Origin of the sequence: Halomonas caseinilytica, from assembly GCF_001662285.1 — a bacterium.
GTDB classification, from domain to species: domain Bacteria; phylum Pseudomonadota; class Gammaproteobacteria; order Pseudomonadales; family Halomonadaceae; genus Halomonas; species Halomonas caseinilytica.
The window spans coordinates 64,844-91,722 of sequence record NZ_BDEO01000009.1; the positions used below are offsets into that span (position 1 = coordinate 64,844).

Here is a 26,879-nt window from a genome sequence, read left to right on the forward strand (position 1 = left end):
AGAGAATAGGCGTGGGGGAGATGCGACAAGGCCGCGTCCATCGGGCGCGGCCTTGTCGTATCGGCCGATGAGACCGGATGTCACTCGAAGCTGAAGCGCGGTGTCGGTGCGCCGGGCAACAGTTCGGCGCAACGACGAACCTTCTCGATCAGCTCAGCATGGGTCGGCGCCACCAGGTTGACGTGAGCCAGCTTGCGTCCAGGGCGCTCGCTCTTGTCGTAGCGGTGCAGGTGGGCATCCTCAATCTCGAGCAGCCGCGCCGGTTCGCCTTCCTGGCCGATGACATTGACCATGCATGAAGGCATGCGTGCCGCCGTGTCGCCCAGCGGCAGCCCCTGGATGGCGCGCAGATGATTCTCGAACTGGCTGGTCACCGCACCGTCCATGGTCCAGTGGCCGGAGTTGTGCACCCGGGGTGCCATCTCGTTGGCCAGCAGGCCACCGTCAGGCGTCTGGAAGAGCTCCAGGGTCAGCACACCGACATAATCGAGCTCGTCGAGCAGTGCCCGGATATAACCGTCGGCGGTATCCTGGATGGCGTCGTCGAGATCCGGCAGGGGAGCCACCGAGTAGCGCAGGATGCCGTCCACGTGCTGATTCTCGGCCATTGGGTAGAAGACCACCTGGCCGTCGCGCCCCCGCACGGCGATGATCGACACCTCGCGCACGAAATCGACGAAAGCCTCGACGATCAAACGGGGATGATTGATGGTTCGCCAGGCGTCGACGGCCTCTGACGGCGACTTGATCACCGCCTGCCCCTTGCCGTCGTAGCCTTCGGTCACCGACTTGGCGACGACTGGCGTACCCAGCTCGCGTACCGCATCCTCCAGCGCTTCGGCGCTTTCCACCAGGCGATAGGCCGGCGTGGGAATCCCCAGGCGATCGAACAGCGCCTTCTCCTCGGCACGATTCTGGCAGACCCGGATCGCCTCGCTGGAGGGATGGACAGGCTTGTGCTCCTCGATGGCCTGGACAAGCGACACCGGCAGATGCTCGAACTCATAGGTGACCAGATCGACCTTGGCCAGGAAGTCGGCCAGGTGCTTCTGATCGGTATCCACCATGACATCACCGATGCCGGCGCTGGGGTGGCCGGTGGTATCGAGAAAGGTGAAGCGATTGGCCAGCGGATAACCCGCCAGGGCCAGCATCCGGCCCAGCTGGCCGGCTCCCAGTACACCGATATTCATGCTCTGCCTCACTGTGAATCGGGACGCGGATCGGGGTTGTCCAGCACCTTGCGGGTCTGCTCGGCACGAAAGGTCTCCACCGCCTCGCGCACCGTAGCGTCCTGCAGGCCGACGATCTGTGCGGCCATCAGCCCTGCATTGGTGGCACCGGCCTTGCCGATCGCCAGGGTACCCACCGAAACGCCGCCTGGCATCTGCACGATCGACAACAGCGAATCCAGCCCCTTCAGCGACTTGGACTCCACCGGCACGCCCAGTACCGGCAGCGCCGTCTGGGAAGCCACCATGCCAGGCAGGTGGGCCGCACCACCGGCGCCGGCGATGATCACCTGCAGGCCACGTTCGGCGGCGGACTTGGCGTAATCGAACAGCAAATCGGGGGTACGATGGGCCGAGACCACCCGTGTCTCGCAGGACACCCCCAGGCGCTCGAGCATGTCGACAGCATGCTCCATGACGGGCCAATCGGACTGCGACCCCATGATCACACCGACGCGCGGCGACTCGTTTGCTGGCATCCAGGGCTCCTCGCAAAAGGGCTTTCACAAACCCCGTTCAAAAACAATGACACGCCGAATGGCGGAGCCATTCGACACATGGAAAAGTGGAAGTCGACCATTCTAGCAGAGCCGCGCCGCGCCTACCTCTCCCCGTTTCGTCGAGTGCCGGCACGGCACAACGTCGCCACGGTGCGACAACGAATTTCACGCTTCATGCGAACTTGATTGTTAATATCAAGTCACAGGATCGTCGCCAGCAACCCACCTTTATCCGTACGGAGCATGCCCATGAAACGTTCCCTGCTAATGATCGCCGCCCTGACAGGGACCCTGTTCCTGGCCGGTTGCGACGACGCCAAGGAGGCCGAGCAGGACAACGCCGAAAACGCCCAGGCCGAACAGACCGAACAAGCCAGCACGTCGTCGGATCAGGAGACCCAGAGCGAGGCGTCTGTCACCCGCTCCCTCGAGGGCGTGCTGGAATTCTCCGCGACCGACGTGCCTCTCCCCGATGGGGCCGAAGTCACGGTCAGCCTGCGCGATATCTCGCGAGCCGATGCACCGGCGACCACCATCGCCGAGACGACCGTCACGCCCGGCAACGAAGACCCCGTGGAGTTCCATCTCGATTACGACACCGCCGATGTGAAGCCGGAACACACCCACGGCCTGCGCGCCGCACTGCATGGCGACAAAGGCGAACTGCTGTGGACGACGACATCCCGCCACACCGTCGACGTCGGTCCCGACGCCAAGCAAGGCCCGATCACGCTGGTCCTGGAACCGGTGAACACCACCCCGGACGGCGAAAGCCTGCAACAGGCCCAGCAGGACATGCTGCAGGAAAAAGCGGACGACGCCGATCCCCAGGGCGACAGCGCCGATTCATTGGATGAAGTCAACGAACAGGCCACCGACATGCAGGAACCCGATCCGCAGAACTGATCCTGCACGCGCCCCGGCACCAAGAAAGGCCCCCGCTCGATACCTCAGCGGGGGCCTTGTCGTCTCGCGAACCATCGCCAGACGCTACCCGGCGGTCGCTGCCTGGCGGTGGCTGGCCAGCCAGTTGCCGGCGATGGCCACGACCATCACCGTCGCCCCGATGACCTCGGCCACCAGGCTCGGATAGAAGACGGCAATCATCGCCGGCACCAGCACTAGGCGCACCGGTATCGACATGCGCGTGAACAGATAGCCCTCCAGGGCCGCAGCGAAGGCCCCCAGGGCCAGGAAGCCGGTCAACGCTGTCCACACCAGCAACGGCCAGGGCCCGCCCATGATGATCTCCGGGTTGTAGACCATGAACAGCGGGATCAGGTAGAGCCCCTTGGCGAACTTCCAGGCCTGGAACCCCGTATCCATGGGCTTGCTGCCCGCAATTGCCGCCCCGGCAAAGCCGGCCAGGGCGATCGGCGGCGTGACATTGGAATCCTGGGAATACCAGAACACCACCAGGTGAGCGATCAGAAGCGGCACGCCGAATTCGGCGGTCAACGCCGGCCCCACCAGCACGATCAACACGATATAGCTGGCCGTCACCGGCAGCCCCATGCCCAGCACAAGGCTGGCCAGCAGTACCATCACCAGCGCCAGCAACAAGTGGCCATTGGAGAAGGCCATCATCATCGCCGAGAATTTCAGGCCCAGGCCGGTGAGCCCTACCACGCCGACGATGATCCCGGCCACAGCACAGGCCATGGAGACCGCCACGGCATTGCGGGCACCGAGCTCGAGCCCCTCGAGCACCTTGAGCGCCCCGTTGCGCACGGCGAGTTTCAGGGCGCTCGCCGTGACCGGCTGCCCCTGCTTGGGCGCCACGAAAAACATCCAGATGAAAAAACGCAGGGCCGCCACCGCCAGCGTGGTCAGGATGGCGTAATAACCGACCCGCATCGGCGACAGATTCATGACCAGCAGCCACACCAACACTGCCAGCGGCAGCAGGAAGTGCCATCCGGCTCCCAGCACGTCGCGCATCTGCGGCAGCTCGTCCTTGCTCATGCCCTGCATGCCCTGCTTCAGGGCGATGATGTGCACGAACAGATAGACGGTGCCGAAGTACATGATCGCCGGCAGGATGCTGACCTTGACCACTTCCAGGTAGGGCATGCGGGTGTATTCGGCGATCAGGAAGGCGCCCGCCCCCATCAGCGGCGGCATGATCTGCCCGCCGGTGGAGGCCGCCGCCTCGATGCCGCCGGCCTGATGCGGCCGGTAGCCCAACCGCTTCATCAGCGGGATGGTGAAGGCGCCGGTGGTCACCACATTGGCGATGGCGCTGCCCGAGATCGAACCCATGCCGGCCGAGGCGATGACCGCCGCCTTGGCCGGGCCGCCGCGCTGCCGGCCGGTGGCCGCATAGGCCAGGTCGATGAAGAACTTGCCGGCACCGGTGATCTCGAGAAAGGCACCGAACAGCACGAAGATGAAGATATAGGTGGCCGCCACCCCCATGGGCAGGCCGAAGATTCCCTCCTGCCCCAGGTAGAGTTGTCCGACCAGGCGGTCCAGGCCATAGCCACGGTGCTCGAGGATGCCGGGCAGCCACTCGCCAAGCCAGGGCAGCTCGCCACGCGACCCGGCGAAGGCGTAGAGGATGGCGAGCACGCCGATCACCGTCATGCCCAGCCCCACCGCACGACGACTCGCCTCGAGCACGGTGACGGTGGCGATGCAGCCGACCACGATGTCAGTCTGGGTCCAGAACCCGGCTCGGTTGATGATCTCGTCGAGATACAACACCAAATAGCCCCCGGTGATCACCGCACCGGCGAAGAACACCAGATCGATCAGGCTCCCGACCATGCCCCTGGGCCGGTTGGGGCCGAACACAGGGAACATCAGGAAAGCCAGCATCATGATCAAGGCCAGGTGGATGCTGCGCTGGTAGAAGAGCCCCAAGGGCTCGATACCGGCGGAGTAGAGCTGAAACAGCGAAAGTCCGACGGCCACCAGGGTGATCAGCCTGAGCACAGGCAGGGAATGCTTGGCCTGGCTGCCGGGAATGACGGGGGAATTGCCCGAATCGCTCATGAAGAGTCTCTCGCAACGGCAGGTGAAGCACCGCCCGATTCTGCGGGACGATGCAAGGGTCTCAAGGGTTGGTGTACAGGCCGATGGTCACGCCTTCGTTGGCGGCCAGCTCACTGAGGCTGATCACGACGGGGCCGTCCTCGGCAAGGAGGCGCTCGTCGATGCGGCACCCCCGCGTCCGTGACCTCTCCAGCAAAGCTCGCAGGCTCGGCTCGCCATGCCGCACTAGTCGATGGTCGACGCGCATGGCACCGACACGCAGGCGATAGCGATCTCCGGGGACCGGCTCGTCGAGATCTTCGATCCAGTAGCCGCCCTGGCCGTCGGAGACCTGACGCCCGCGCCCGGGAATGTGATCGAGCCCGGCGGCGAAATCCGGCAGATGGCTGCGCTCCAGCACCATATGTCCACCGACATTGCGGTAGCAATCGTGCACGGCAAAACCTTCCACCGAATGATTCCAGGCCAGGCACCAGCCAGCGCCTTCCGGCATCGGCAGGCTCACCAGCAGGCGCCCATCGGCGCCGTTCACTCTCAGCTCATGGGCCGGACACTCGGCCAGCGCCGGCACCGGCAACAGCAGACACGCCAGGCACAGCAACAGGGCGGGCCCTCGACGAGCCCGCCCCGGTGCCACGCAGTGCATCCGACGCCGCATCACGGACGTTGACGATCCTCGATCTCGGCCCCCTTCTCCTCGTAGTAACGCAGAGCCCCCGGATGGAAGGCAATGGGCGTGGAATCGACGCTGAATTTCACGGTGGTGTCATTGGCCGCCGGATGGATGGCGATCAACTGATCGGTGTGCTCGAACAGCGTCTTGGTGATCTGATAGGCCAGCTCCTCATCCATCTCGGCGTTGGTGGCCAGAATGTTGGGGATACCGATGGTCTGCACCGGCTCTTCCATGCCCTCGTAGAGATCGGCGCGCAGTTCATAGGGCGCGAAGACCGGCACTTCCTCGCGGGCATTGGCGACTTCCTCGTCGCTCAGGCCGATCAGGCGAATGTCGCGGGTGGTGGCCAGGTTCATGATCGAACTGGTGGGCGGCCCCACACTCCAGAAGCCGGCATCGATATCGCCGTCGCGGATGGCATCGGCGGTCTCGTTGAAGTTGAGACGGCGCGCTTCGAAATCGTCGTAGCTGATGCCGTTGGACTCCAGCACGGCCCGGGCGTTGAGCTCGGTACCGCTCCCCGGCGCGCCCACCGAGACGATCTTGCCCTCGAGATCCTCCAGGGACTCGATGCCGGAATCGGCCATGGTCACGATCTGCACGGCGTTGGGATAGACGGAAGCCAAGGCCCGGATGTTCTCGAGCTGGCGGCCCTCGAAGTCGCCGGTGCCGTTATAGGCCTGGTAGACCGTATCGGCCAGGGCCAGGGCCATGTCGGAATCGCCACGCCAGACCAGCCCCATGTTCTCCACCGATGCGCCCGTCACCTCGGCCACGGCGTCATAGCCGTCGATGTGTTCCTTGATCAGCTCGGCCAGGCCACCGCCATAGGGATAGTAGGTACCGCCGGTACCGCCGGTGGCGATGGACAGCTGCTGCTGGGCCACTGCCGCGGGCGCGGCCACCAACAGCGAAGCCGCCAGAGCGTACTTGAGAGCGCGCATGAATAACCTCCGTTGCGATTCAGATATCGTTGTCATTGGTGACGACGGCTTCGGCCGCCTCGGGAAACGCTAGCAGCCCCCCGGCGGCGGGGCCAGACCTTATTTCCACGCTTTCGGGACTGGCAGGCAAGTCTCCCAAGGTCGTATGCCGCTCAGTCCGTCACCTGCGCCTTGAGTTTCTCGACGATATGAGCACCGATGGGCAGCGCCGAGGTGGCTGCCGGCGACGGGGCATTGCCCACGTTGAGCGTGCGCGGCGTGCTGACGAACAGAAAATCGTCGACCAGCTTGCCGTCCCGGGATACCGCCTGGGCCCTCACACCGGCCGGATAAGGCTCGAGATCGTCCAGCGTCAGGCTCGGGCAGTACTTGCGCACGAGCGCCAGATAGCCTCGCTTGTGCCAGGAATTCTTCATCTCCGCCAGGCCCGGCCGCCAGTTCCGCCCCAGAACCTTGAGAATGCCGGGATTGGCGGCCATGCCGGCAAGATCGCGCAGCGAGACGTCGCGTCGGCGATATCCTTCGCGCTTGAGGGCCAGGACGGCATTGGGCCCCACGGTGACCGAGCCGTCGATCATGCGTGTCAGGTGCACGCCGAGAAACGGCATGGCAGGGTCGGGAATCGGATAGATCAGATGGCTGACGATCGCATTGTGGTGCTCGGGCAGCACATAGTACTCCCCCCGGAAGGGACAGATGGTGAACCCCGGCTTCTGCCCAAGCATGCGGATCACGCGATCGGCCATCAGCCCGGAACAGGTCACCAGATAGCGACCGGTGAACTCACCCTTAGTGGTCGTCACCACCACTTCGCGGCGACGTTCCTCCAGGTTCGAAACCTCGGCGCCATAGCGAATCTCGCCGCCCATCCGCTCGAACTCGGCGGCCATGGCACGCGTCACCGCAGCATAATCGACGATCCCGCTGGATGGCACGAAGATGCCGGCAAGGCCGGTCACATTGGGCTCGCGCTCGCGCAGCGCCTCGCCGCTCAACCACTCGCGCTCCAGTCCATTGGCCGCGGTGCGCTCCCAGAGCGCCTCCATGCGCTGCTTTTCCTGCTCGCTGGTGGCCACCAGCAACTTGCCGCAGATGTCGTACGCGACACCGTGGGCATCGCAGAAGTCGCGCGTGGCACGATTGCCCGCCAGGCAGAAACGAGCCTTCAAGCTACCCGGCGTGTAGTAGACGCCGGCATGGATCACGCCGCTGTTGTGCCCGGTCTGGTGACATGCCGGTGCCGACTCCTTTTCCACGAGCAGCATGCGCCGATCCGGAAAGGCCTGCTTGAGCTGCATGGCGGTGGACATGCCGAGGATGCCGCCGCCGATGATGATGAAATCGTGCATCGCCCGCCCCATCGTTGGATTAACGGATACCGCTCTGGCATCAGCCCGACGATGACTCGCCCTCCAGCTCGCGGCGCATCATGGTGTCACTGTAGGCCACGCCGTAGCGGTGTCGGGACCATGCATAGAAGACCAGCCCGAGCAGCGTCCAGGCGGCGAAGATGCTCCACTCCACCGTGGACAGTGCCGATGGGCTCCCCGGCAGGTAGAGACCGATCAGCGCGATGGAGAGCAGCACCGAGAGCGCACCGACGGTCTTGCCGTGGCGCACGCGGAACGGGCGATGCAATTCGGGCTCACGGCGGCGCAGCACGACGAAGGACAACGCGACGAACAGATAGGCGATGACGATGCCCAGGCCACCAGCCACCACCAGCCAGACCAGCGCCGGCCGCCCGAAGAAAGGTGCGATGGCCGACAGCAGCCCCATGACCAGAATGGCATTGGTCGGCGTTCGATGCCGAGGATGCAGCCTGGCCAGAAAGGCCGGCAGCATACCGGCGTGCGCCAGGGCGTAGATGGCGCGGGATCCCCCGATGTAGAAGGCATTCCAGCTGGTGATGATGCCGGCGATGCCGGCCAGGATCATGAGATTGCCGGCCCAGGGCGCCTGGAAGACCGCCTGCATGGCATCGGGCACCGCCAACGAACTCTCGGCCAGCGCCGAAGGATCGAGCATCAAGGCAGTACCGAGGATGATGAGGGCATACCAGAAGACTGCCAGGATCACCGAGATCATCAGCACTCGGCCGATGTCTCGAAACGGCAGGTTGATCTCTTCGGCCGCCTGCGGAATCACGTCGAAACCGACGAACATGAACGGCACCATGATGATCACCGCCATGATCCCACCGATCACCCCCTCCTCCACATTGAACAGCGGCGTCAGGGTGGACGCTTCACCCTCGAACAGGGCGCCGGTGATGAACATGATGCCCACCACCAGGATCAGCAACGTCACGACCTTCTGCACCAGAGCCGCCGTGCGCACCCCGATGTAGTTGATCCATGTCATCGCCACCGAACCAGCCACCCCGACGGCCACCCAGGTGGCGTTGACCTCCCAGCCAGCGATGGTCCACATCCGTCCCACGGCATAGTTCGGGAAGAGATGCTCCACCACGGTCGGTAGGGCCACGGCCTCGAAGGAGACGACGCTGACATAGCCCAGCGTGATCGCCCAGGTGCACAGAAAGGAAGCGAAATGGCCCAGCGCCCGGTAGCTGTAGACGTGCTCGCCGCCTACCTGCGGCATGGCCGAGGCAAGCTCGGCATAGGTCAGCCCCACCAGCACGATCACGGCACCGCCCAGCAGAAAGGCAACGATCGCCCCCAGGCTGCCGGCCGACTGGATCCAGTTGCCCGTCATCACGATCCAGCCCCAGCCGATCATCGCACCGAATGCCAGCGCCAGCACATCCTTGCGCGCCAATACTCGTGTCAGTCGTGTCGTAGCGTCATGCATCTGTCGGTTATCCCTATTGTTGTCGATGGATCGTGACGTGTTATCGGTTGATCGTGATGTTCCATTTATCAATCAACGTCAAAAATAAGTAACATCGACACATGCCGACTGACAACGCCAGCCTGCTTTTTCCTTCCCTTCTCTCGCCCCCTGTCTCGCCCCTTTCCTCAGCCCTTTCCTCAACCCTTTCCTACCCCTTTCGTCGTAGCCTGGCGCCCCGGACGCGCCCCACTCGCCGTGCCCGACGCCTTGCCTGCCACGACCTGCCGATTCGGACTTGTCAGAGACTGGCGAAAGTGGGAAAAAGGTTGCATCCTGTAGCGGTCGTTCTGTCCCACTGGAGCATCATGAGCACGGCAAGCCATACCTGCGAGACGGATCCCGTCGATCCTCCTCCACGAAGATGCCCTGACCTCGATGTCAGGGACCTGGAACAACGCACGCGCCTCATGCGCATCCTCACTCGGCTGATCGCCGTATCAGATCTCGGCAGCCGCGATATTGCCCGCCGCGCCGGCCTGCCGATGCAGAAGATCAGCGACCTCCTCGCCGGGCGCCTGGAACAGCTCACCCTCGACGAGCTGCGGAGCCTGCGAAGGACCATCGACCCCGAACTCACGTCTTCCTGAACGCCCCGGCAGCCCGTCGCCCCAGGCACTACCCGACCGATCGACGACTGCCGATAGCTTTCAGAAAGTCTCCAGCAACGGGCTGGCACGCCGCCAGCCTTCACCGATCAGCGATACAGGGAGTTTCCCCATGCGACATCTCGTTACCGGCCTGCTGGCCACCGGGCTCGTCATGGCCGCTGCGTCCCCCGCGATGGCCGATGGCCGTGCCACGCTGGAGGCCCAGTCCGACCAGGGCAGCGTCACCATGGACGTACGCTGGGCCGGCGAAAACCTGAGAATGGACTTTCCCGACCAGTCGCAAGCCGGTTTCATGCTGCTCCGCGATGGCAACGGCTATCTGGTCACCCAGGTACAGGGGCAAACCATGGTCATGGACATGGCCAAGCTGAAGGACATGGCCGAGAACATGGGCGGCAGTGAGCTCGAGACCATGACCGGCCAGCAGGCCAGCCAGGTCGACGCCCTCGACGCCACGGGCGACAGCGAGACCATCGCCGGCCTCGAAGGCGAGATCTATCGGCTCCAGTGGACCGACAAGAACGGTACCGCACACGACGACGAGGTAGTGCTCAGCGACGATGCCCAGGTGCGGGAACTGATGTCGGCCTTCCACGACTACCAGCGCACCATGACCGGAGAGCCCGACCCCATCGCCACCTCGCTGGAAGAGCGCGGCCTGGGTATGCTGCGCTTCGGTGACCGCTTTCGACTGGCCGAGCTGACCGACGCCTCGCCGGCGCCGGATGTCTTCGAATTGCCCGAGAACGCCAAGTCCTTCGAGGACATGATGCGCTCGGCCGTCTCGGAGTGACCCTGGTCACTCCAGGCGGTCGGTCACCGCGCCCATCGAGGCCGAGCTGACAACCCGCGCATACTTGGCCAGGGCGCCCCGGGTATAGCGAGGCTCGGGGCGTCGCCAGGCGTTACGCCGCCGCGCCAGTTCATCGTCGTCCAGCGCCACGTCGATGGTATTGGCCTCGGCGTCGATGGTGATGATGTCGCCATCCTCCAGCAGCGCCAGGGGGCCGCCGTCGAAGGCTTCGGGCGTGACGTGACCGACCACGAATCCGTGGCTGCCACCGGAGAAGCGCCCATCGGTGATCAAGGCCACCTGGTCGCCGAGGCCTCGCCCCATGATCGCCGAGGTCGGCGTCAGCATCTCGCGCATGCCCGGCCCGCCACGCGGCCCTTCGTAACGGATGACCACGACATCGCCGGCCACCACGCCGCCGTCGTTGATGCTCACCTGGGCCTGCTCCTCGGAGCCGAATACCCGCGCCGTGCCGGTGAACCGGGTGCCTTCCTTGCCGGTGATCTTGGCCACAGCTCCCTCCGGCGCCAGATTGCCGTAGAGGATGCGCAGATGGCTCTCGTCCTTGAGCGGTGCCTCGAGGGGGGCGATGATCGATTGGCCCTCGGGATAGGGCGCCACATCGGCCAGGTTCTCTGCCAGGGTCCGCCCCGTCACCGTCAGGCAATCGCCATGCAGCAGGCCGGCATCGAGCAGGGTCTTCATCAGCGGCAGGATACCGCCGATGGCGACCAACTCGCTCATCATGTAGTGCCCACTGGGACGCAGGTCAGCAAGCACCGGCACACGGCGGCCGATGGCGGTGAAGTCATCGAGACCCAGCGGCACGCCGATGGTGTCGGCCATGGCGATCAGATGCAGCACGGCATTGGTCGAGCCGCCCAGCGCGATCACCACCGTGATGGCATTCTCGAAGGCCTCCCGGGTCATGATGTCCGAAGGCTTGATGTCATGCTCGAGCAGGTTCAAGACGGCCTCCCCCGCCGCATGACTGTCGGCTCGCTTCTCGTCCGACACGGCGTTCTGGGCGGAGCTGCCCGGCAGGCTCATGCCCAACGCCTCGATGGCCGAGGCCATGGTGTTGGCGGTGTACATACCGCCACAGGCCCCGGGGCCGGGAATCGCCGTCTCCTCGATGCGCTTCACGTCAATGAGATCGAGATCGCCTCGACTGTGGGCGCCCATGGCCTCGAACACCGAGACCAGGTCGGTATGGTCGGCGCCGGGCATGATGGTACCGCCATAGACGAAGACGCTGGAGCGATTCAATCGGGCCAGCCCCATCAGGCACCCCGGCATGTTCTTGTCGCAGCCGCCCAGCGCCACCAGGCCATCGAAGCCCTCGCAGCCGGCCACCGTCTCGATGGAGTCGGCGATCACCTCCCGCGACACCAGCGAGTACTTCATGCCCTCGGTGCCGTTGGCGATGCCATCGGAAATGGTGATGGTATTGAAGATCACTCCTTTGCCACCCGCCGCGTCGGCCCCGGCACTGGCCCGATCGGCCAGTTCGGCGAGATGGCTGTTGCAGGGCGTGACCTGGCTCCAGGTCGAGGCAATGCCCACCTGCGGCTTGCTGAAGTCGTCATCGGAAAAGCCGACCGCACGTAACATGGCGCGGCTGGCCGACTTGCCGACGCCATCTACCACCGGGGCGGAATATCGACGACGTGCATCACTTGGCGTATCGCTCATGCGGGCTCTCCTCGGGTCGCTAGTCCTGGTTGTCATATAAAAAGTCGACGAGCGGGCCCTTTCGCGTAAAAGGCCTGGCCTTCAGAGAGTGACCGGGCATGCCCGCGCTGACAACCCGTTCGTGGCCGAGGATGGCCTCCCCAACAGCGTCAGCGGCAGGGATGGACGGCGTCGTGGAACGCCAGTTCCTTGGCCACCGTCTCGCGGAAGCGCTCGGCCATCCGCGAGAAGTCGGTGTCATCGAGCCCGGCCGCCTCTTCGTCCAGGCGCTGGCGCAGCCAGTCGACGAAAGCCTGGAAGTCCGGGTTGTCATGCAGGTCGATCCACTCGCCCATCAGTGGATGCAGGCCCTCGGTCCGGGAAATCCGGGTCGCCCAAGCCAGGTAGAGCCATTCGGTGACCACCAGCACCGCCAGTATCTCGGCATAGCGGCCACTTGCGGAAGCCTGGCCGCCCATGCCGACCTCGTGAAGCAGGTGCCGGAAATCACGGGTCGCCGGCAGGTGGTCGGCTCGGGCCGACACGCCAAAGGCCTCGAAGGTACGCTGGAAGGTGCTGTTCTCGTCGCTGGTCAACATGCCCATGAACTGTCCCAGCACCACGCGATCCGCCATGCTCGGCGCATGACCGATGGCGTGACCGATCAAGGCGGTGAAGGGGTCCACGAACCCATAGTCCTGCACCATGTAGGCCGCGAAACGCTTGCCCTCCAGACGCCCGGCGGCCAGATCGTCGAACAGCGGGTGGTGCACCGTGGCGGACCAGTCGGGCTCGCTGATCTCGCGCAGCCAGTCGGTGATGCGAGGGGCTTTCCGGCCCGAGGCCCAGGCTCGCCAGCTGTCACGCGTGGTCATGACGTGCCTCCTTCGCCGACAGAGGGGCGCGTGTGGCTGGCCAACACCAGGCAATCAACAGACTGACCAGGGTGGACGCCACCAGAGCGCAGAGAAACGGCGAGAGCGTGGGAATGCCGCCCGGGAAGCTGGCCGCCTGTACGCCTGCCATCAGGCTCCCCTGGGTTACCCAGCCAGGCACGATCGCACCGACCAGGCCAGCCACGCCGCCGGCCATCGCCGCCACCGAGCTCATCCGATGCCAGACACCCAGCAATACCGGCACCACAGTGGCGGCACACAGCAGGTCGGCGATCAAAAACAGCCGCAGCACGGAGAGCTCCTGCAAGGCGACCACCACCACCGGGAGCATCAGCAGCACGGTCACCAACCGGGCGGTGCCGATGGACAGGCCGCGGCGCCCGGAGCCAGCCACCACCAGCGAGGCAATGGCGTTCTGCAGGGTATCCACGCTCGAGGCCACCAAGGTGACGGCCAGTACCAGTGCCGGCACGCCCAGCCAGCTCGGCGCCTCGGCCAGCAGGGCGAAGAAGGGAATCGGCGGCTCGCCCAGCGGCAACCCATGCATGACGGCCAGCATGCCGAGCCCCCCGATGGCCATGATCACCAGCAGCACACCGGCCCCACCCAGCAGAGCGCCGCGTCCCAGTGCACGATTCGTCTCGGCGGCCCAGACGCGCTGCCAATAGCCCTGGTGGAACAGCTCTGCCGCCGTGACCGCGATGATCAGGGTCAGGGCCACCGAGAGCGCATTCACCGAAGGCGCGGTCGGCATTTCAGCGTTCTCCGGCAAGGGCGGCAGCACCCAGATCACCACGCCAACCACCAGCACCAGGAGCGCCAGCAACAGCCAGCCCTGCCAGCGATCCGTGGCCAGGCTGGCGCGCAGCCCGCCCACGGCCGTGTACACCAGGGTGGCCACCGCTACCCCCATCACCACCAGCCACGACGGCACCTCGGACAGCAAGGAGGCGATCGCGCCGATGGCCGTCAACTCGGCGGCCAGGAAACAGGCCATGTAAAGAATCGAGACAAGCGTGACCCAGCGGCGCACGCCCTGCCCGTAGCACGCCTCGGCGAACTCGCCGATGCTGCGCCCCTCGGGCAGATAACGACGGATCACCGGGCCATACAGACTCAGCACGATAAAGGGTAAGGAGGAGCCGATCGCATAGCCGGCCAGCGCCAACGGCCCCACCATGGCACCGATTTCCGGTGGCGCGAAGAGAATCCAGGCGCCCATGCCCGAAGCCAGGAATGACACGCCCAGCGAGCGGGCACTCTGGGAGTTCCGCGCCGTCACATAGTCGTCGAGGGGGCCATCGGCCCGGCGAGCCCGCAGGCCCAGATAGGCAAAACACAGCAGCGCCGCGCCAAGCACGGCTGACGTCAGGTAAGGCATGTCGCACTTCCTCCGCCGGTGTGAACCGGATCAGGTTCCAGGGTCAGCGCCACGCGCTCTCTCAGCCCCGTCGGTACGAGACTCCCCTGGCGACAGTGAATGAATTGTGGGGCACAGGGTGCAGAAATCCCCGTGCGCATGACGGCCCGAAAGGACCGCCCGACAGCATGCCACACTCAGCAGTGGAAGACGAACAGTGGCTCGGCTGGGCATGACAAAGAGGCACCGGGGACAAGCCGAAGAGGAGGTCCGACGCCAAGGAATGGCGTCGGTAGCGTACAGGGAGGTATTCACAGCGCCTCCTCGCAGGCTTGTCGACGGATTGATTTTGCCCCTGGCGGATATCGTTCTTGATCCTCGATAGTTCCGGGCAGTCGCTCAGAACGCCGTCTCGAGCATCTCGGTCACCCTCAGCCGCTCATCGACCAGGCAGATCCGCCGCCACTTGTCGAAGGTCAGGCAAGGGTGGGAAGCCCCGAAGGCCACCACATCGCCGACCCGGACATCGTCGGCGCCCTCGGGCAGGCGGATGAAGGCGTGCTGGTCCATCAGCTTGGTGAGCTCCCAGCCTTCGACGCTCAGGGCCTCGTCCGCCGAGCCGCCCTCACGATAGCGGCGCAGCGGCTCGGGCAGGTGATCGAAGCCGATGTCCCGCTTGCCGAGCGCGATGATCGCCAGCCCCGGCTCGGGCAACGACTGTATCTGGGCGAAGACCTCGAGCGCCGGTCGCAACCCTTCGTGCAGATCGGGCCGACGCGACAGCACACCACGCTGAGCCTGGCGGTAGATGCCGTGATCGTGCACTACATAGCAGCCAGGACGGATCACCGGCGTGAAGCGTGAACGCAGTTCGGCGGCATCGAAAGCCTCGGCGATCAGGTCATACCAGGCCGACCCCGAGGCGGTGATGATCGGGGCATCCACGGTAAACCGACCCTCGCCATCCAAGCGACGAGCGGCCTCGATCAGCCGGGCGGCGTAATCGCGAATCGCCGGCACCGGGTCTTCGGCATGCACCACTCCCTCGTAGCCCTCCATGCCGGCCAGCGCCAGGCCCGGTTCAGCGTCGACGACTCGAGCCAGCTCGCTCACCGCCTCGACGGAACGACAGCCAGTGCGCCCGCCTTCGACGCCCAGCTCGATCAATACCTTGAGGGTCAGGCCGCGCTCGTCGAAGAAGCGCCCCAGGGCCCGAGCATTGTCCTCGCCGTCGACCACGCAGTAAAAATCGGCGCCGGCTTCGAGCAGATCGGCGATGATCGCCATGTTGGCACATCCCACCAGCTGGTTGGCCATCAGTAACCGTTCGACCCCGCTGACGAAGGCCGCGCGGCACTGTGGCGCGGTGGCCAGGGTGATTCCCCAGGCGCCGGCCTCGAGCTGACGGCGAAACAGCTCGGGCGTCATGGTGGTCTTGCCGTGCGGCGCCAACTGGGCGCCATGCGCCTCGGCGAAACGCTGCATCCACGCCAGGTTGTGCGCCAACGGCGCCGCCTGTATCGCGGCTGCCGGCAGGCTCACGCCCTCCAGCAGTGAAGCCCCGGATTCCGGGGTTCCCTTGTTGCCCATCTTCGGCGCCGTCTCGTGCATCTCGTCACTCCTCGTTTGCGGGCCTCGGCCTTGCGAAATGCCTGTCCGACGGCCGGCCTGATAAAAACTTTCACAGATATTGATTTGTTGTTAGAAAATACCATAACGTATTCGACAGACAACCACAGCCACTCTCGAGGCCATTGGCCACACCCCAGGAGACAGCGGTGACTCAGGACATCGACATTCTGTCGCGCATCACCAGCGATTTCGCCGGCTTGCGTGACGCCGAAAAGAAGGTCGCCGAGTTGATCTTCGCCGATATCGACTTCGTCAGCGAGGCTAGCATCGGCGCCATCGCCGAGCGGGCCGACGTCAGCGACGCCAGCGTGACCCGCTTCGCCCGTGCCGTGGGGTGCCAGAATGTACGCGACCTCAAGCTGCGCCTGGCCCGCGCCCTGGCGGCCGGACGACGCTTCATCCAGGATGCCGGCGATACCGATGGGCTCGGCGCTGTCTACGACATCGCCACCCAGACGCTCGGCGTCAATCGCGAGCTGATGGAACAGGCCGACGTGGCGGGCGCCATCGATCTGCTCGACGGCGCCCGCCAGATCCTGGTGTTCGGTGCCGGCGGCGGCTCCACCATGCTGGCCCAGGAACTGCAGTTCCGGCTGGTCCGGCTCGGGTATGCGATCAGCGCCTACCCGCAATCGCTGCTGCCACGCATGGTGGCCTCGACCCTGGAAGCCGACGACGTGGTGGTCACCCTCTCGGTGAGCGGTTACACGCCCGAGATCGTCGAGTCGGCACAGATCGCCCGCCAGTACGGCGCGCGAGTCGTGGCGATCACCGCCAACGGCTCGCCCCTGTCCGAGAACGCCGATGTCGTGCTGCCGGTGGCCACCCGCGAGACCGACTTCATCTATCACCCCTCGGCATCCCGCTATGCCGTGCTCGCCGCCATCGATGTGCTGGCCCTCGAGCTCGCTCTGCGTCACCAGGACCGCTCCCGCGACAAGCTGCGCCGGCTCAAGATCACCCTGGACGCCCATCGCGGCGGCGACAACCGCCAGCCACTCGGGGACTGACCATGCATTTCGACCTGTTGATTCGCGGCGCCACGGTGCTCGACGGCACCGGTAGCGCCCCCTTCCCGGCCGACGTCGCCGTGAACGGCGAACGCATCGCCGCCGTGGGAAGGCTCGATGCGGACGACGCCACGACCGTCATCGAGGCTCACGGACGCCATCTGGCGCCGGGCTTCATCGATGTCCACACCCACGACGACACCAATGTCATCCGCACGCCCGAGATGCGGCCCAAGCTGTCCCAGGGCGTGACCACGGTGGTGGTGGGCAACTGCGGCATCAGTGCCTCTCCCGTGACGCTGCACGACACAGTACCGGACCCGATGAACCTTCTGGGTGGTGTCGAGGACTTCCGCTACCCGAGCTTCGCCGACTACGCCCGCGCCGTGGATGAGGCCGTTCCTTCGGTCAACGTCGCCGCGCTGGTCGGCCATACCAGCCTGCGCAGCCAGGTGATGGACGACTTCGCCCGACCCGCCGAGGCGGCGGAGATCGAGGCCATGCGGCGCTCGTTGCGCGAGGCCCTCGATGATGGCGCCCTGGGCATGAGCTCGGGTCTGGCCTACCGCAACGCCTTCCACGCCCCCGGCGCCGAGATGCGCGCCCTGGTCGACGAGGTCGGCGCCGCCGGCGGCCTCTACACCACGCACCTGCGCGACGAATTCGCCGGTCTGCTCGACGCCATGGACGAGGCCTACGCCACCGCCCGGCACGGCCGGGCACCACTGGTCATCTCGCATCTCAAGTGCGCCGGTGCCGGCAACTGGGGCAACGCCCCCCAGGCCCTCTCCAGCCTCGAGCACGCCGCGCAGGAACACCGCGTGCACTGCGACTGCTATCCCTACACGGCGGGTTCCTCGACCCTCGATCTGGGGCAGGTCACCGACGAGATCGCGATCTTCATCACCTGGTCGGACCCTCACCCCGAACAGGCGCGCCGCCCGTTGGCCGACATCGCCGCCGACTGGAACCTCTCGCTGATGGAGACCGCGCGACGCCTGCAGCCGGCCGGCGCCGTCTATCACAACATGAGCGAGGACGACATGCGCCGGGTGCTGGCGCACCCGCTGTCGATGATCGGCTCCGACGGCCTGCCCAACGACCCGCATCCGCATCCACGCCTGTGGGGCGCCTTTCCACGGGTCCTGGCCCGCTACAGCCGCGACCTGGGCCTGATGCCACTGGCCGAGGCCGTACGCAAGATGACCGGCCTCTCGGCGGCGCAGTTCGGCCTGACCGACCGTGGCGTCATCCGCGAGGGCGCCTACGCCGACCTGACCCTGTTCGACCTGACGACGCTCGAGGACACCGCCGATTACGCCCGGCCCATCGCCGCGGCTCGCGGCATCGAGCTGGTCACGGTCAACGGCGCGATCGCCTATCGCGACGGCGAGTTCGCCAAGCATCGCCGCGGGCGCCTGCTGCGCCGGCGGGAACGCCTTTCTCCCACTCCCATTCATGCCATGACGGAGGATTCTCCATGACCATCAAACGCTACGGCGCCGAAGGCGGTACCGGTACCGGCGGCCAGAAACTGCCCTTCTCCCGCGCCGTCGAGGCCGGCGGCTGGCTGCGCGTCTCCGGCCAGACGCCCATGACCGACGGCGAGGTCGTCGAAGGCGGCATCGTCGAGCAGACCCGCCTGGCCTTCGACAACTGCCTGGCCATCATGCACGAGGCCGGTTATGGCGTGGAGGACGTGGTGCACGTCACCGCGGTGCTCACCGACGCGCGCTATTTCTCGTCGTTCAACAAGGTGTTCGCCGAGATCTTCGGAGACCATCCGCCGGCGCGAATCTGCAGCGTCCAGGACCTGGTGGTCGACTGCAAGGTCGAGGTCGACGTCGCCTGCTACCGCGCCGACCGTGCCTGAGAACGTCAACGACGGACCGGCAGGAGAGGAGGACAGCGAGCGCGACACCCAGCGACCGTGAATCGAAAAGGCGCCGCGCCCCGGCAAGGGCACGGCGCCACACAGCGATAGACACAACCTTCTTACCACTGCCTCGGTCGCGGCAACGACCGAGCCAACAATTATAAGAGGCATGTATGAACAGTCATATCTTCCTCGGTAGCTTTTTCGCCTACATCGTCCTGATGATCGGCTTCGGCTGGTGGGTCTCGCGGCACAGTCGCGGCAGCGGCGATGACTTCCTGCTCGGCGGGCGCAGCGTGCCGCTGTTTCTGACCGTCGGCACCACCGTGGCCACCATGGTCGGTACCGGCTCGAGCATGGGTGCGGTCGGCTTCGGCTATACCAATGGCTGGGCCGGCGCCCTGTACGGCATCGGCGGCGCGGTCGGCGTGCTGCTGCTGGCCCTGCTGTTCGCCCCGGTCCGCAAGCTGCGCTTCATGACCATGAGCGAGGAGCTGGCATACTACGTCGGCGCCAATCGCCTGGTACGCAACCTCGTCGCCCTGTTGATCTACATCGCCTGCATCGGCTGGCTCGGCGCCCACATCCTGGGAGGCGGTCTCTACCTAGCCTGGATGGCCGATATCGACCCCGCCCTGGCCAAGGTCATCGTGGCACTGGGCTTCGGCATCTACTGCGTGATCGGCGGCTACATGGCGGTGGTCTGGACCGACACCATTCAAGCCATCGTGCTGTTCGTCGGCTTCTTCCTGATGGCCGGCCTGGCACTAGTCGAGGTCGGCGGCTTCTCGGGACTCACGGCGAACATGGATGCCGATGCCACCAGCCTGCTCGGCATCGACAAGATCGGCGCGCTGCCGGCACTGTCGCTGGCAGCGGTCATCGCCGTCGGTGTGCTCGCCACGCCCTCGTTCCGCCAGCGCATCTACTCCGGCAAGTCGGTGGGCTCTGTGCGGCGCTCCTTCCTGGTCACCGGCGTGCTCTACCTGGCCTTCTCGATCGTGCCGGCGATCATCGGCATGGCCACCCATGTCCTGAATCCCGGGCTGGACAACAGCAACTTCGCCTTCCCCTTCCTCGCCACCGAGGTGCTGCCGCTGGGGCTCGGCCTGCTGCTGCTGGTCGCCGGCCTTTCGGCGACCATGTCCAGCGCCAGTTCCGATGCCATCGCCGGGGTCTCGACGCTGATGCGCGACCTCTACGTGCTATTCACCGGCCGGGCACCCTCGGCACGTCACGTGGTGCTCTACTCGCGCCTCGCGCTGGTCGTCACCATCGGCCTGGCCCTGACGTTCGCCCTGGCTTCCGACAATGTCATCGACTACATCACCACGATGATCTCGACGGTGCTGGCCGGGATGTTCGTGTGCGGGCTGCTGGGTCGCTTCTGGCCGCGCTACAACTGGCAGGGAGCCGTGGCCTCGCTGGTCACTGCCTCGGCCACGTCGCTGGCGATCACCGCCAATGCCGGCTGGAACGACTTTTGGGGCAACCCGAGCATTCCCTCGGTACTGCTGGCGATCGGCGGCGGCGTGGTCGCCAGCCTGCTGACCCGGGCTCCGCGCACCACGCCCGAGCAGGCTCTGGCCATCCTCGACCAGGAGCGGCGCCGCATGGAGGAAGCCCCCGAGGCCAACCTGACGGCCTCCGCGGCATCCTCCAAAGGGTAAGTGACGCCTTCCCCTCGAGAACGACGACGGCCCCGCCTCCCATGAGGCGGGGCCGTCGGGTATCGGCGCGCTCGAATCAGCTCAGCGAAATCGTGCTGTTGATGCCACTGGAGACGTTCTCCGGCTCGTACCAGCGGGCGGTCACGGTCTTGGTCTGGGTCCAGAAGGCAATCGCCTGCTTGCCGTTGGGTCCCAGGTCGCCGAGCTTGGAGGCCCGGGAACCGGTGAAGCTGAAGTAGGCCACCGGCACCGGAATCGGCACGTTGATGCCGACCTGGCCGACATCGATCTCGGTCTCGAAGCGGCGTGCCACCCAGCCCGAGTTGGTGAAGATGGAGGTGCCGTTGCCGTTGGGGTTGGCGTTGATGAAGTCGATGGCCTCGTCCAGGGTCTCGACAGCCACCACGCACAGTACCGGCCCGAAGATCTCCTCGCGGTAGATGGTCATCTCGGCGGTCACGTCGCTGAACAGGGTCGGCCCCACGAAGTTGCCATCGGGGTAGCCTTCCACCTGATGGCCGCGTCCGTCGACCAGCAACCTGGCCCCCTCGCGTTCGCCGGTGGCGATCAGGTCCTCCACCCGGGCCTTGGCGGCCGGCGACACCAGCGGCCCGAGATCGGCGTCACGTTGGGTGCCAGGACCAACTTTCATGTTGCGCGCACCCTCGGCGATATCGTCAAGCCAGGCCCGCGCCTCGCCGACCAGCACCACCACGGAGTTGGCCATGCAACGCTGACCGGCAGCACCGAAGGCCGACCCCAGCAGGTTGTTGATGGCCTGGCTGCGATTGGCATCGGGCATGACCACGCAATGGTTCTTGGCGCCCATCATCGCCTGCATGCGTTTGCCGGCGGCCGCCGCGCGGTTGTAGAGCAGCGAGCCGACATGGGTCGAGCCGATGAAGGACAGCGCCTTGATATCGTGATGATCGGCGATTCGATTGGCGACGTCCGGCCCGCCATGCACCACATTGAGCACGCCGGCCGGTACGCCGGCCTCGTGGGCCAGTTCCACCAGTCGCATGGTCGAACTGGGGTCCTGCTCGGAGGGCTTGAGCACGAAGGTATTGCCGGTGGCGATGGCCAGCGGAAACATGAAGCAGGGCAGCATGATCGGGAAGTTGAAGGCGGTGATGCCGGCTCCCACGCCCAGTGGCTGGTTGAGGGTATAGACATCCACTTCGCTGGCGGCATTCTCGGCCAGCTCACCGAGCTGAAGCGAGGTGATCGAGCAGGCATGCTCCACGACTTCCAGACCGCGCCCCACCTCACCGGCGGCATCCGGCAGGGTCTTGCCGTGCTCCTCGGTGATCAGCGCCGCCAGCTCCTCGGTGTGCTCGCGAATCAGTGCCTGAAGCTTGAGCATGATCCGCTGCCGCTTGGCCAGCGGCACCTTCCGCCAGCTCTTGAAGGCCTCCTTGGCGCTGGCCACGGCGCGATCGACCTCCTCGATGGTACAAAACGGCACGCGGGCGACCACTTCCTGGGTAGCGGGATTGACCACATCGCGCACCTCCTGGCTCCGGGAGGGAACGGCCTGGCCGTCGATGTACATCGGAATCTCGCGGACGGACATGAGCATGCTCCTGTGACGATTGTGATTGTGGTGTCGTGTGCATATCGACAAGACGTCCGAATGATTCGAGTCTAGCCAGACGTCGGATAGCGAAACAACGGCCACACGGGCACATTGCTTGTGCGCTCATGCACAACCACCGATCCCTCGGAGATTCCCATGCTCGACTGGCAGGACATCCAGATATTCCTGGAAGTGGCGCGCAGCCAGCGACTCGCCGACGCCGCCCGACGACTGGGGCTCGACCACTCGACCCTGTCACGCCGCACCCGCCGCTTCGAGCAGCGCCTCAATACCCAGCTCTTCGAGCGTAGCACTCATGGCTACCACCTCACCGAGGCGGGTCATCGCTTGCTGGCTCATGCCGAGGAAATGGCGCGTCATGCCTTCGAGGCCAGCGAGGGCCTTGCCGACCAGAATCACCGCATCAGCGGCCAGATTCGCCTCGGCGTCACCGAAGGCTTCGGCACCTGGGTGATCGCGCCGCTGCTCACCGCCTTCTGCGAGCGCCATCCGGGCGTGACACTGGACCTGCTAGCCCTGCCCCGCGTGGTCAACCTGAGCCGTCACGAAGCCGACCTGGCGATCACCATCGAACGCCCCTCGAGCCCAGGCCTGGTGATATCGCGGCTCTGCGACTATCGACTGCGTCTCTATGGCAGCCAGGCCTACCTGAATCGCCAGGGCAGCCCCCGGCGACTCACCGACCTGGGCCGCCATCGGCTGATCGGCTACATCGACGACCTGATCTTCAGCGAACAGCTCAGCTACCTCGACCCATTGATCGACCCGGCCGTGGTCGGCCATCCCGGCCCGCATTTCGCCATGCGCGGCACCAGCGTCACCACCCAGTACAGCGCCTGCCTGCGCGGTGCCGGGCTCGCCGTGCTACCCTGTTTCATGGCATCCACCACACCGGAACTTTCCAGCCTGCTGACCGACGAAGTGGATATCGTGCGACAGTTCTGGATCACCTCGCGCCAGGAGCAGCGCCGACTCGCCCGGGTACGGCTGCTCTGGGATTTTCTGCGCGACGCCCTGGCAATCAATCGCGACTTCCTGATGGGCGAAGGACAGGAACTGACGATTCCCCAGGCCTCCTCCTGAACCGCAAGCACCACCTCCATCGCCGGCCACGACCACTATTGAATGATGCTATCACTATGGTTGGAAAAGGCATTTGGCAACACCCGGACGGCAGGGAGTAGCTTGTAGATAGACGGACGCGCCCCGGATGTCTGCGCTTCTCGGAGTGGCATCGACATCTCGGCATGGGCCCGTCTCGCACGACGCAGTTTCACCTAAAGCAGTTATTGATCGGGGGAGAAAACCATGGGCGAACAACACGATGGCAAGGTGGCTGGCCAGTGCCCCGTGATGCACGGCAGCAACACCAACATGCGCGGCAAGGGCACGGAAAACCGTGACTGGTGGCCCAATCAGCTCAACCTGGGAATCCTCCATCAGCACACCACAAAATCGAACCCCATGGACGAAGGGTTCAACTACGCCGAGGAATTCAAGAAACTCGACCTGGCCGCCGTCAAGCAGGACCTCAACGACCTGATGACCGACTCCCAAGACTGGTGGCCGGCCGACTTCGGCCACTATGGCGGCCTGATGATCCGAATGGCCTGGCACAGCGCCGGCACCTACCGCATCGGCGACGGCCGTGGCGGTGCGGGAGGCGGCCAGCAACGCTTCGCGCCGCTCAGTAGCTGGCCGGACAACGTCAACCTGGACAAGGCCCGTCGCCTGCTGTGGCCAATCAAGCAGAAGTACGGCAACAAGCTCTCCTGGGCCGACCTGTACGTGCTGGCCGGCAACGTGGCGCTGGAGTCCATGGGCTTCAAGACCTTCGGCTTCGCCGGCGGTCGTGAAGACACCTGGGAGCCGGAGGAAGACGTCTACTGGGGCGCCGAGAAGGAATGGCTCGGCAGCGACGAGCGTATCGTCGACAAGGAAAAGCGAGAGCTGGAAACCCCGCTGGGCGCCACCCACATGGGCCTCATCTACGTGAACCCGGAGGGCCCCGAGGGCGAGCCCGACCCGATCAAGGCGGCCCATGACATCCGCGAGACCTTCGCCCGCATGGCGATGAACGACGAAGAAACCGTAGCGCTGATCGCCGGCGGCCACACCTTCGGCAAGACCCACGGTGCCGGCACGGAAGAGCAGGTCGGCCCCGAACCCGAAGCCGCCCCCGTCGAGCAGATGGGCCTCGGCTGGAAGAGCAGCTACGGCAAGGGCATGGGCGAAGACACCATGGGCGGCGGCCCGGAAGTGATCTGGACGCAGACCCCCACCCAGTGGAGCAACTACTTCTTCGAAAACCTGTTCGGCTACGAATGGGAGCTGACCAAGAGCCCGGCCGGCGCCTATCAATTCGTTGCCAAGGACGCCAAGGGCGATGAGGTTCCGGGGCCGGAAAGTGGTTCGAAGCGTCGCCCGCCGATGATGCTGGTCACCGACCTCTCGCTGCGTTACGACCCGGCCTACGAGAAGATCTCGCGTCGCTTCTACGAGAACCCGGAGGAGTTCGCCGACGCCTTCGCTCGAGCCTGGTTCAAGCTGACCCACCGCGACATGGGGCCAAAGGCCCGCTACCTCGGCCCGGAAGTCCCCGACGAGGACCTGATCTGGCAGGATCCCGTGCCGCCGGTGGATCACGAACTGATCGATGACCAGGACATCGCCGAACTCAAGCGCAAGCTCCTCGGGTCCGGCCTCTCGATCACCGAGCTGGTCAACACCGCCTGGGCCTCCGCCAGCACCTACCGCAGCTCCGACAAGCGCGGCGGTGCCAATGGTGCCCGCATTCGACTGGCGCCGCAGAAGCACTGGGAAGTCAATCAGCCCGAGCAGCTGGCGAAGGTGCTGCAGGTGCTCGAAGGCATCCAGTTCGACTTCAACGCCGCCCAAGCGGGCGACAAGAAGGTCTCGCTGGCCGATTTGATCGTGCTCGGCGGCGCCGCGGCGATCGAGAAAGCCGCCAAGGATGCCGGCCACGACATCGAGGTTCCCTTCGCGCCGGGCCGTACCGACGCCACCGAGGCCCAGACCGATGCCGAGTCCTTCGAGTGGCTGCGTCCCGAGGCCGATGGTTTCCGCAACTATCGTCGCACCAAGTTCACCGTCCCCGACGAGGAACTGCTGGTCGACCGCGCCCAGTTGCTGGGACTTTCCGCCCCGGAAATGACCGTGCTGGTCGGCGGCATGAGGGCTCTCGGAGCCAACCACGGCGACGTGCCGCATGGCATCCTCACCGACCGCCCTGGCACCCTCACCAACGACTTCTTCATCAACTTGACAGACATGGGCACCGACTGGCAGCCGGTCTCATCCGAGGAAGACGTCTACGAGGGCCGTGACCGCAAGACCGGCGAGACGAAGTGGACCGCCACCCGTGTCGACCTGGTCTTCGGCGCCAACGCCCAGTTGCGCGCCCTGACCGAGGTCTATGCCCAGGATGACGCCAAGGAGAAATTCGTGAAGGACTTCGTGGCTGCCTGGAACAAGGTGATGAACGCGGACCGCTTCGATCTCGCCTGATCCGAACCGTCTCACGCCTGAAAACGACGCCGCGTCGGCCCCTGGTCGGCGCGGCGTCTTCATGTCCTCAACGGCTCAGAACGCGTTGATGGGTACCTTGAGATAGACCTGGCCGTTATCCTCGGCGGCAGGCATTTCGCCGGCACGCATGTTGACCTGCACCGAGGGGATGATCAGCCGCGGCATGCCCAGGGTTGCGTCGCGCTCGGTGCGCAGCTCGACAAACGCCTCCTCGCTGACACCTTCATGCACATGAATGTTGTGGGCCCGCTGCTCGGCCACCGTGGTCTCGTGCCGGTATTCCTCGCGCTCGGGCGTCTTGTAGTCGTGGCACAAAAACAGACGCGTCTCGGCGGGCAATGCCAGCACCTTCTGGATGGAACGGTACAGCATGCGGGCATCGCCACCGGGAAAGTCGCAGCGTGCGGTGCCATAATCCGGCATGAACAGAGTGTCCCCGACGAAGGCGACACCTTCGAACACATAGGTCAGGCAAGCCGGCGTGTGTCCCGGCGTATGCAGCACGCGCCCTCTCAGACTGCCGATGGCGAAGGTGTCGCCCTCCTTGAAAAGACGGTCAAACTGGCTGCCGTCACGCGCAAAGTCAGTCCCCGCATTGAAGGCCTTGCCGAAAACATCCTGCACCACGGTGATGTTAGCGCCGATACCGGTCCGACCGCCCAGCTTCTCTTGCAGGTAAGGCGCCGCCGAGAGGTGGTCGGCGTGCACATGGGTCTCGAGGATCCACGCTACCTCCAGGCGATTAGCGCGCACGAAGGCGATGATCTCGTCGGCGGATCGCACATCGGTACGCCCGGCGGCATAATCGAAATCGAGCACCGAATCGAGGATCGCGCACGCCTTGCTGCCGGGGTCCTGCACCACGTAACTGAAGGTCTTGGTGGACTCGTCGAAGAAGACCTGGACGATAGGCTGCTGGGACATGGAATGCCTCCGTTTGCAGCGAAGAATGAAAGGTATCGAGGTTGGCGCGTCCCGCCCTGGGACACGCCCCATCATAAACAAA

22 protein-coding genes and 1 riboswitch are annotated in these 26,879 nt (G+C 65.2%); of the genes, 9 read left to right on the forward strand and 13 right to left on the reverse strand.

Annotation, left to right across the window (positions count from 1 at the left end; all coding sequences use genetic code 11):
- Positions 1–80: 80 nt before the first annotated feature.
- Together HSDC_RS11340 and purE are read right to left on the reverse strand one after the other, a co-directional pair.
- A complete protein-coding gene (locus HSDC_RS11340) occupies positions 81–1,193 on the reverse strand; it encodes a 5-(carboxyamino)imidazole ribonucleotide synthase (RefSeq protein WP_064700071.1) in 1,113 nt (370 codons plus the stop codon).
- Positions 1,194–1,201: 8 nt separating this feature from the next.
- The gene (gene purE / locus HSDC_RS11345) at positions 1,202–1,711 is read right to left on the reverse strand and encodes a 5-(carboxyamino)imidazole ribonucleotide mutase (protein ID WP_064700072.1); all 510 of its coding nucleotides are present in this window, start codon (positions 1,709–1,711) and stop codon (positions 1,202–1,204) included.
- A 270-nt stretch (positions 1,712–1,981) separates the two neighbouring features.
- Between purE and HSDC_RS11350 the strand changes: the two genes are divergently transcribed.
- Positions 1,982–2,638 (forward strand): YbaY family lipoprotein, encoded by a 657-nt coding sequence (locus HSDC_RS11350; protein WP_064700073.1) that lies wholly within the window; start codon positions 1,982–1,984, stop codon positions 2,636–2,638.
- A gap of 84 nt (positions 2,639–2,722) precedes the next feature.
- Here HSDC_RS11350 and HSDC_RS11355 read toward each other — a convergent pair whose 3' ends face one another.
- From HSDC_RS11355 to HSDC_RS11375, 5 genes are all read right to left on the reverse strand, one after another.
- The gene (locus tag HSDC_RS11355; RefSeq protein ID WP_064700074.1) at positions 2,723–4,729 is read right to left on the reverse strand and encodes a TRAP transporter permease; all 2,007 of its coding nucleotides are present in this window, start codon (positions 4,727–4,729) and stop codon (positions 2,723–2,725) included.
- A 61-nt stretch (positions 4,730–4,790) separates the two neighbouring features.
- Positions 4,791–5,387 carry a DUF1850 domain-containing protein gene (locus tag HSDC_RS11360; protein ID WP_064700075.1) on the reverse strand — a complete coding sequence of 199 codons (597 nt, stop codon included), beginning with the start codon at positions 5,385–5,387 and terminating at the stop codon, positions 4,791–4,793.
- Entirely contained in the window at positions 5,387–6,349 is a 963-nt protein-coding gene (locus HSDC_RS11365) for a TAXI family TRAP transporter solute-binding subunit (protein ID WP_064700076.1), read from the reverse strand. The genes HSDC_RS11360 and HSDC_RS11365 overlap by 1 nt, the downstream gene beginning before the upstream one ends.
- Positions 6,350–6,501: 152 nt before the next feature.
- On the reverse strand, positions 6,502–7,698 hold the full coding sequence (gene lhgD, locus HSDC_RS11370) for an L-2-hydroxyglutarate dehydrogenase (RefSeq protein WP_064700077.1): 1,197 nt from the start codon (positions 7,696–7,698) through the stop codon (positions 6,502–6,504).
- 40 nt (positions 7,699–7,738) lie between these two features.
- Entirely contained in the window at positions 7,739–9,163 is a 1,425-nt protein-coding gene (locus HSDC_RS11375; RefSeq protein WP_064700078.1) for an APC family permease, read from the reverse strand.
- A 347-nt stretch (positions 9,164–9,510) separates the two neighbouring features.
- Here HSDC_RS11375 and HSDC_RS11380 point away from each other — a divergent pair, with 347 nt between their 5' ends.
- Positions 9,511–9,792 carry an XRE family transcriptional regulator gene (locus HSDC_RS11380; protein ID WP_064700079.1) on the forward strand — a complete coding sequence of 94 codons (282 nt, stop codon included), beginning with the start codon at positions 9,511–9,513 and terminating at the stop codon, positions 9,790–9,792.
- A gap of 130 nt (positions 9,793–9,922) precedes the next feature.
- Positions 9,923–10,606, forward strand: coding sequence for a hypothetical protein (locus HSDC_RS11385; protein WP_064700080.1), 684 nt, complete (start codon positions 9,923–9,925; stop codon positions 10,604–10,606).
- A gap of 6 nt (positions 10,607–10,612) precedes the next feature.
- Here HSDC_RS11385 and ilvD read toward each other — a convergent pair whose 3' ends face one another.
- From ilvD to HSDC_RS11405, 4 genes are all read right to left on the reverse strand, one after another.
- Complete coding sequence (ilvD, locus tag HSDC_RS11390) at positions 10,613–12,301, reverse strand: dihydroxy-acid dehydratase (protein ID WP_064700081.1); 1,689 nt, start codon at positions 12,299–12,301, stop codon at positions 10,613–10,615.
- Positions 12,302–12,450: 149 nt separating this feature from the next.
- A complete protein-coding gene (locus HSDC_RS11395; RefSeq protein ID WP_064700082.1) occupies positions 12,451–13,155 on the reverse strand; it encodes a TenA family protein in 705 nt (234 codons plus the stop codon).
- Positions 13,142–14,557 carry an SLC5/6 family protein gene (locus HSDC_RS11400; RefSeq protein WP_064700083.1) on the reverse strand — a complete coding sequence of 472 codons (1,416 nt, stop codon included), beginning with the start codon at positions 14,555–14,557 and terminating at the stop codon, positions 13,142–13,144. The genes HSDC_RS11395 and HSDC_RS11400 overlap by 14 nt, the downstream gene beginning before the upstream one ends.
- A riboswitch (TPP riboswitch) is annotated at positions 14,547–14,655 on the reverse strand. Its footprint overlaps the gene before it by 11 nt.
- A 280-nt stretch (positions 14,656–14,935) precedes the next feature.
- Entirely contained in the window at positions 14,936–16,147 is a 1,212-nt protein-coding gene (locus HSDC_RS11405; RefSeq protein ID WP_064700084.1) for an amino acid deaminase, read from the reverse strand.
- A gap of 167 nt (positions 16,148–16,314) precedes the next feature.
- Between HSDC_RS11405 and HSDC_RS11410 the strand changes: the two genes are divergently transcribed.
- The 4 genes from HSDC_RS11410 to HSDC_RS11425 all read left to right on the forward strand — a co-directional run bounded on the left by HSDC_RS11410 (position 16,315) and on the right by HSDC_RS11425 (position 20,724).
- The gene (locus HSDC_RS11410) at positions 16,315–17,178 is read left to right on the forward strand and encodes a MurR/RpiR family transcriptional regulator (protein WP_064700085.1); all 864 of its coding nucleotides are present in this window, start codon (positions 16,315–16,317) and stop codon (positions 17,176–17,178) included.
- 2 nt (positions 17,179–17,180) lie between these two features.
- Positions 17,181–18,662: an N-acyl-D-amino-acid deacylase family protein gene (locus tag HSDC_RS11415; protein WP_064700086.1), complete on the forward strand. Its 1,482-nt coding sequence runs from the start codon at positions 17,181–17,183 to the stop codon at positions 18,660–18,662.
- Positions 18,659–19,051, forward strand: a complete 393-nt coding sequence (locus HSDC_RS11420) for a RidA family protein (RefSeq protein WP_064700087.1) — start codon at positions 18,659–18,661, stop codon at positions 19,049–19,051. Before HSDC_RS11415 ends, HSDC_RS11420 begins: the two co-directional genes overlap by 4 nt.
- A 176-nt stretch (positions 19,052–19,227) precedes the next feature.
- Positions 19,228–20,724, forward strand: a complete 1,497-nt coding sequence (locus tag HSDC_RS11425; protein WP_064700088.1) for a sodium:solute symporter family protein — start codon at positions 19,228–19,230, stop codon at positions 20,722–20,724.
- A gap of 76 nt (positions 20,725–20,800) precedes the next feature.
- On the opposite strand, the gene HSDC_RS11430 is transcribed toward HSDC_RS11425, so the two are convergent.
- Positions 20,801–22,300: a CoA-acylating methylmalonate-semialdehyde dehydrogenase gene (locus HSDC_RS11430; protein ID WP_064700089.1), complete on the reverse strand. Its 1,500-nt coding sequence runs from the start codon at positions 22,298–22,300 to the stop codon at positions 20,801–20,803.
- Between the two features lie 159 nt (positions 22,301–22,459).
- Here HSDC_RS11430 and HSDC_RS11435 point away from each other — a divergent pair, with 159 nt between their 5' ends.
- Both HSDC_RS11435 and katG read left to right on the forward strand, forming a co-directional pair.
- Complete coding sequence (locus HSDC_RS11435; RefSeq protein ID WP_064700090.1) at positions 22,460–23,407, forward strand: LysR family transcriptional regulator; 948 nt, start codon at positions 22,460–22,462, stop codon at positions 23,405–23,407.
- 225 nt (positions 23,408–23,632) lie between these two features.
- Complete coding sequence (gene katG, locus HSDC_RS11440) at positions 23,633–25,852, forward strand: catalase/peroxidase HPI (protein ID WP_082920023.1); 2,220 nt, start codon at positions 23,633–23,635, stop codon at positions 25,850–25,852.
- A gap of 75 nt (positions 25,853–25,927) precedes the next feature.
- On the opposite strand, the gene HSDC_RS11445 is transcribed toward katG, so the two are convergent.
- On the reverse strand, positions 25,928–26,797 hold the full coding sequence (locus HSDC_RS11445; protein WP_064700091.1) for an MBL fold metallo-hydrolase: 870 nt from the start codon (positions 26,795–26,797) through the stop codon (positions 25,928–25,930).
- Positions 26,798–26,879 lie beyond the last annotated feature (82 nt).

Excerpts from the sequence above, each read along its gene's own strand:
- HSDC_RS11425 (WP_064700088.1), top strand. The coding sequence starts at position 19,228 with ATGAACAGTCATATCTTCCTCGGTAGCTTTTTCGCCTACATCGTCCTG.
- HSDC_RS11430 (WP_064700089.1), bottom strand. The coding sequence starts at position 22,300 with ATGTCCGTCCGCGAGATTCCGATGTACATCGACGGCCAGGCCGTTCCC.
- HSDC_RS11365 (WP_064700076.1), bottom strand. The coding sequence starts at position 6,349 with ATGCGCGCTCTCAAGTACGCTCTGGCGGCTTCGCTGTTGGTGGCCGCG.
- HSDC_RS11385 (WP_064700080.1), top strand. The coding sequence starts at position 9,923 with ATGCGACATCTCGTTACCGGCCTGCTGGCCACCGGGCTCGTCATGGCC.
- ilvD (WP_064700081.1), bottom strand. The coding sequence starts at position 12,301 with ATGAGCGATACGCCAAGTGATGCACGTCGTCGATATTCCGCCCCGGTG.
- HSDC_RS11400 (WP_064700083.1), bottom strand. The coding sequence starts at position 14,557 with ATGCCTTACCTGACGTCAGCCGTGCTTGGCGCGGCGCTGCTGTGTTTT.
- HSDC_RS11445 (WP_064700091.1), bottom strand. The coding sequence starts at position 26,797 with ATGTCCCAGCAGCCTATCGTCCAGGTCTTCTTCGACGAGTCCACCAAG.
- HSDC_RS11420 (WP_064700087.1), top strand. The coding sequence starts at position 18,659 with ATGACCATCAAACGCTACGGCGCCGAAGGCGGTACCGGTACCGGCGGC.
- katG (WP_082920023.1), top strand. The coding sequence starts at position 23,633 with ATGGGCGAACAACACGATGGCAAGGTGGCTGGCCAGTGCCCCGTGATG.
- HSDC_RS11415 (WP_064700086.1), top strand. The coding sequence starts at position 17,181 with ATGCATTTCGACCTGTTGATTCGCGGCGCCACGGTGCTCGACGGCACC.
- HSDC_RS11380 (WP_064700079.1), top strand. The coding sequence starts at position 9,511 with ATGAGCACGGCAAGCCATACCTGCGAGACGGATCCCGTCGATCCTCCT.
- HSDC_RS11375 (WP_064700078.1), bottom strand. The coding sequence starts at position 9,163 with ATGCATGACGCTACGACACGACTGACACGAGTATTGGCGCGCAAGGAT.
- purE (WP_064700072.1), bottom strand. The coding sequence starts at position 1,711 with ATGCCAGCAAACGAGTCGCCGCGCGTCGGTGTGATCATGGGGTCGCAG.
- HSDC_RS11340 (WP_064700071.1), bottom strand. The coding sequence starts at position 1,193 with ATGAATATCGGTGTACTGGGAGCCGGCCAGCTGGGCCGGATGCTGGCC.
- HSDC_RS11405 (WP_064700084.1), bottom strand. The coding sequence starts at position 16,147 with ATGCACGAGACGGCGCCGAAGATGGGCAACAAGGGAACCCCGGAATCC.
- HSDC_RS11360 (WP_064700075.1), bottom strand. The coding sequence starts at position 5,387 with ATGCGGCGTCGGATGCACTGCGTGGCACCGGGGCGGGCTCGTCGAGGG.
- HSDC_RS11350 (WP_064700073.1), top strand. The coding sequence starts at position 1,982 with ATGAAACGTTCCCTGCTAATGATCGCCGCCCTGACAGGGACCCTGTTC.
- HSDC_RS11395 (WP_064700082.1), bottom strand. The coding sequence starts at position 13,155 with ATGACCACGCGTGACAGCTGGCGAGCCTGGGCCTCGGGCCGGAAAGCC.
- lhgD (WP_064700077.1), bottom strand. The coding sequence starts at position 7,698 with ATGCACGATTTCATCATCATCGGCGGCGGCATCCTCGGCATGTCCACC.
- HSDC_RS11355 (WP_064700074.1), bottom strand. The coding sequence starts at position 4,729 with ATGAGCGATTCGGGCAATTCCCCCGTCATTCCCGGCAGCCAGGCCAAG.
- HSDC_RS11435 (WP_064700090.1), top strand. The coding sequence starts at position 22,460 with ATGCTCGACTGGCAGGACATCCAGATATTCCTGGAAGTGGCGCGCAGC.